Here is a 4,786-nt window from a genome sequence, read left to right on the forward strand (position 1 = left end):
TTGTCTTGGTTCGTCTTCTTACGCGCTGCCGTTCGGGTAGCGCAGGCTTGCACTATAGGGTAGGGAAGTGGAAAAGCTGCTATAACTTCCCCTATTTGGAGGATAATCGCAGCTGCAGCCCAAAGGCTGCATAAGTACCCAGTGTGGAGTGCATATATGGGTATAGTGGAAATAATCGCAGCTAGCTGCGATTACTGAGATGTTGGGCGTCATTATGAGTCGTCCTAAATAAGTGAATTAGTTACTAACTTTTAAATTAGAGATATATGTCACTCTATTTGATTTTTGAACAAACACTAAAAAAGCAAACTCCTGAGCCAATCGTCCCAGAGAATTCAAGCAACGAAATTGTGATTAATCCAAAAGGTGAAAGAGTTTTAAGGTTTGATCTCGGACAAGATTTATTATACGAAGTAATGTTAAATTTCAGGAGTAATAATCCCATTATTAGCAATTTTTCTAAACATTTCAATAGAACTATCAAAAAGTACGAATCTAAGGAGTTAATGGAATTCTACAAAGAGGTTAAAAAAGAGTTTTCAGAAGGTGGAATTGAATTCATACATAAAGCAACCGATGGAGCATCATTACAATATCCTAAAGATTTTAATATTGAAAAACAATTCACAAAAAACATGACTGATTTTGAGTATTTTGTAAAATTTTCAATTGATAATCAACTTACCATAAAACATGTTTTAGCGTGATAAAAAAAAATAACGAACGCCCAACACACGGTATAGTCAACAAACTGGTGAAGTGGTAGGCGGAAGCTTACAGCACCGCAACAGCCGCATTGCAGGCTGAGAGAACGGAAGCCCGCAAGCGCTTGTTGCCCATACCGCCAAACGTTGTGCCCAATTTTAGAAAGACAACATGATAACTAAAAATGTAGACATTACAATTCCACTTTTATGGGGTGACGAACACTTTATAAAGAATGAATGGGGATTTATCAATTATTTAGTCGGAGCCAATGGAACTGGAAAATCCTTATTGGCAGAACAAATAAAATCTAAATTTAATGGAGGAGGATACCTGCCTCGGTATTTGAATGCCGAGAGGCTTGTGGGGTTAGAAAAGCAAGACGTAGGCAGATATGGCGGTGGAGTATTACATCGTGGATTTGACATCACATATCTTGAAGATTATAAAAGCCGTGCTGAAAATTCAGGTTTATCCTCATCAGCAATAGTTATCCTTAAACAAAGACTCGATATTAGAATAAAAATTGAGGCTCTCTTATCCGACATTTTTGGTAAAACAATTAGATTGGTTGAAGAAGGAGGCTATCTAAAGCCTAAGATGCAAAATATCAAAGCTGGAGATGAATACAATCTTGCCGAAAGTGAATGTCATGGATTAAAGGAACTTATTACTTTGCTAACATTCCTGTATGATCCAGCAAAAAATGTAATAATATTTGACGAGCCAGAGTTACATCTCCATCCTCAATTTCAGTCATTCTTTTTACAAGAGATCCGTAAAATTGCCGGAAATCCACTTGAAGACCCAAGCAAAAAAATATTTTTCATTATCACTCATTCACCGTATTTCATCGACCTCAAGTCTATTGATGACTTAAAAAATATTTTAGTTTGTCATTTGAACAAAGTTCCGACATATGTTAATGAACTTGATGCTGATGACCAATTTATTTTAAAGAAATTTTTACCAAGATTTAATACACACCACAAACAATTTTTCTTTTCACCCAGTCCAGTTTTTGTTGAGGGGTACACTGACCAACAAATCATATCAATATTATTTGAGAAAATAGGAATAAATATTGGTGCTTCAGGCTCTTGTATCATTGATGTTGGAGGTAAAGACGAACTTGCTGTTTTTTACAAGCTTTGTAAGTCACTAAAAATTAATTGCAGAATAATTGCTGACTTAGACGCAGTCTTTAGAGGCAGATTGAGGAGAGTTGTTTGTGAAGATGAGCGTTCGCAAAACTATGTTCAGCAACAAGGAATTGGAACAAATCTTTCAAATGAGATTGGAGATATTGAAATACAACTAAGTTCAATAGCTACTAGAATACTTACGCAAGAAACAACAATACCGCACCTCGTTGAATTAAAAACAAAACTAAGTTCATTAACTCCAGAAGAGGAACATACAAAGAGAGTTTCAATGTTGCTTGCCATTTCGAAATACGCAGTAGACATAAGAACTCTCTTAGATGCCCCGAACATTGCAGTTCTTAATTTAATAATAGGACGAAATAATCAACTTTTCAATGCCTTCAAAGCTTGTAATACATTCATCTTCCCTAAAGGTGAAATAGAGCATTATTACACACGATCTACAATTGATTATTTAAATATCACAAATAAGGACACTTGGTTTCACACAGAAAGAGACTATTTGCTTCAAGCAAGCTCAACAGATATAGAAGCAAATTATGAAAATCTTGTTGCTATTTTGAAGGTGGCTGTTCCAATTATTGAAATTGAAATCAAGAAACACATAAAGTTTGAGATATTTGAATGGATTCATAAGGTTCAGACTAGTATTGCTAAGAAGGAGGTAAACAACGCTGACGATCTTACTAGAAATGCCAAAGTTAATTACACTTTGTACAACCAAATTTTAGATTTACAATCGTTGACAATTAATGAAGACCGAACATTTACTTGTCAGATAGCGATTAAAGCAACATTAACAGGAACTCCAATAGAAGTAAATTTCAACCAAACGACAAATGCTCACAACTTCGACATATAGAAAAACTGGGCATAACAGCGGTTTTGCGTTATGGGGGCAACGTGCTTCGAAGAAACATTTGTGCAAGGTTCAACATTCGTTCTTCGGTTGAGCTTTAGTACTAAAAATCCCCCACAACGCAAAGCCGCCAACCGTTGGGCTTAATTATAAAATAGCATGGAAACACTACCAAAGTATACTGATTTAATCATTTCTCTTATATTCGTTTGTGTAGGAATAGGGATGTGCATTTACAACGTACTGATAATAATAAAATCGAAGAAAACACGAAATTGGATACAAACGAATGGTTTGATTACTAAATCAGAATTAGGAATTAGTGATAACATTGGTCCCAATGAAAAGTATTATAGAGCAAATATTGAATATGAATTTAAGGCTTTTGGTAACTTGATGAAATCAAATCAAGTTTATATTGGCGACAAGTTATATTCAAGCAGCAAATGGAGAAGTGAAGATATTATTGATAAGTTCAAATTAGGTGATAAGGTAGATGTTTACTATAACCCTAATAGCTTAAATGAAAGTATACTTATCAAAGGTACATACGTTAGCTCATACATATTTACAACTCTTGGAGTAGTAACGATATTTTTGGGTGTAATGGTCTATCAAAACTTTAGTGAAATCATTAACTTTTTTCAGAGATAGGCTTAGCCAAATGAAAAAAAACTAAGCCCAACACACGGTATAGTCAACAAGCGGGTGAAGTGGTAAACGGAAGCTTGCTGTGCCGCAACAGCCGCAGTGCAGGCTGAGAGAACGGAAGCCCGCAACGCTTGATGCCCATACCGCCAAACGTTGGGCTTAATTTAAACAGACACTTCAGCATTATATGATTTCAAATATTTCAAAAAAGGAATTAAAATCAATAAAGGAAAAACTCCCTGACTTTAGAAAAGTTTTAGAGGAAGATGAATCATTTATTGAAAATGGAATTTATAAGAAAATCTTCATAAGCGTTTTTGACCATTGGTTAACAAATAATGAAGCTGATAACTTGATATTTATAGATGATGATAAGAATGAATTAATAAAACGTCGAGAGAAATTCGAAAAGGTAATTGTGGATTTGTATGAGACGACAGAGATATATCTCTGGAAATACAAACGAAATCATAGACTTTTTATTCAAAAACCATTGACCTATACTGACCTTCTAAAAAAATGTGATTTTAATAATTTATGGTCACAAAGTGGTAGAAGGTATAGTTTAATTTTACCTGAATATTCTGCTATTTATAATGAGGAGTGGGATTGGACAAATATTGTTTGGTACACAGATGAAATGAAAATAACCCCAATATTAGAAATTGCGGAAAAAGTTGGATTATATATTTTGAAATAACGACAACTAAGCGAAACATGTACATATAAAATAAGGGTGATAGTGCTAAGCTCAAGTTCTGTAGCCTCAGCATAGCGTTCTTTGCTACGCTTGATTTAGCAACGCTTCTGGCCTCCATTACGAATGTGCCCTCTGTTTACGCTTAGCCGTCTATAGACGTAGGTTTGGCAACCACCTATTTATTACACCCATACCGTAAGCAACCACCGCTGCAGCATCCTTAGCAAAACCAGCTACGTTGCCGACGCCGTCTGCTACTTTTACATTTAAGGAGTTATGTGGTGCTGCTTTATGGTTGTTCTACAGCCGATTCCCGTTTTGCGGCTAGCACCCAATGGCTTTCCTTATACTTCCTGCTGCATGCAGCAGATAATTCACTGCATGCAGTAGATGGTTCACTGCATGCAGCAGGAAGTTTGCGGCCAGCCGCAAGTAGCTAACAGCCTCCTGCCGTGGTGCCCTGTTAGCCTGCCACCATAACCCGCCAACCGTGCGCCGCGCCATTGTAATATTTAATGGCTACAGCATTCGGTGCCACCCTTTGCTGCCGCTGCCGAGCCCCTTACCGTACGCCCCTAAAATGCGGACACCTACCGCCACCCGCACCTGGCAGCCGCTAGCCCTACCCATTTATTTACTTTTTTATGCGATTTGTTAATACACACCGAACAACGGTAAGGTTTATTAGCTATTTTAGGCCGCAAA

General features: G+C 36.8%; 4 protein-coding genes. All 4 read left to right on the forward strand.

Features of this window, described 5'->3' with window-relative positions:
• The first annotated feature begins 266 nt into the window (after nucleotides 1-266).
• The 4 genes from L990_RS16470 to L990_RS16485 all read left to right on the forward strand — a co-directional run bounded on the left by L990_RS16470 (nucleotide 267) and on the right by L990_RS16485 (nucleotide 4,081).
• On the forward strand, nucleotides 267-707 hold the full coding sequence (locus L990_RS16470; RefSeq protein WP_047451713.1) for a hypothetical protein: 441 nt from the start codon (nucleotides 267-269) through the stop codon (nucleotides 705-707).
• Nucleotides 708-876: 169 nt separating this feature from the next.
• Nucleotides 877-2,733, forward strand: a complete 1,857-nt coding sequence (locus L990_RS16475; RefSeq protein WP_047451716.1) for an ATP-dependent nuclease — start codon at nucleotides 877-879, stop codon at nucleotides 2,731-2,733.
• A 156-nt stretch (nucleotides 2,734-2,889) separates the two neighbouring features.
• On the forward strand, nucleotides 2,890-3,384 hold the full coding sequence (locus L990_RS16480) for a DUF3592 domain-containing protein (protein WP_047451718.1): 495 nt from the start codon (nucleotides 2,890-2,892) through the stop codon (nucleotides 3,382-3,384).
• A 184-nt stretch (nucleotides 3,385-3,568) separates the two neighbouring features.
• On the forward strand, nucleotides 3,569-4,081 hold the full coding sequence (locus tag L990_RS16485; RefSeq protein ID WP_047451719.1) for a hypothetical protein: 513 nt from the start codon (nucleotides 3,569-3,571) through the stop codon (nucleotides 4,079-4,081).
• Nucleotides 4,082-4,786 lie beyond the last annotated feature (705 nt).

Source organism: Alistipes sp. ZOR0009 (assembly GCF_000798815.1).
In the GTDB taxonomy this organism is placed as follows: domain Bacteria; phylum Bacteroidota; class Bacteroidia; order Bacteroidales; family ZOR0009; genus Acetobacteroides.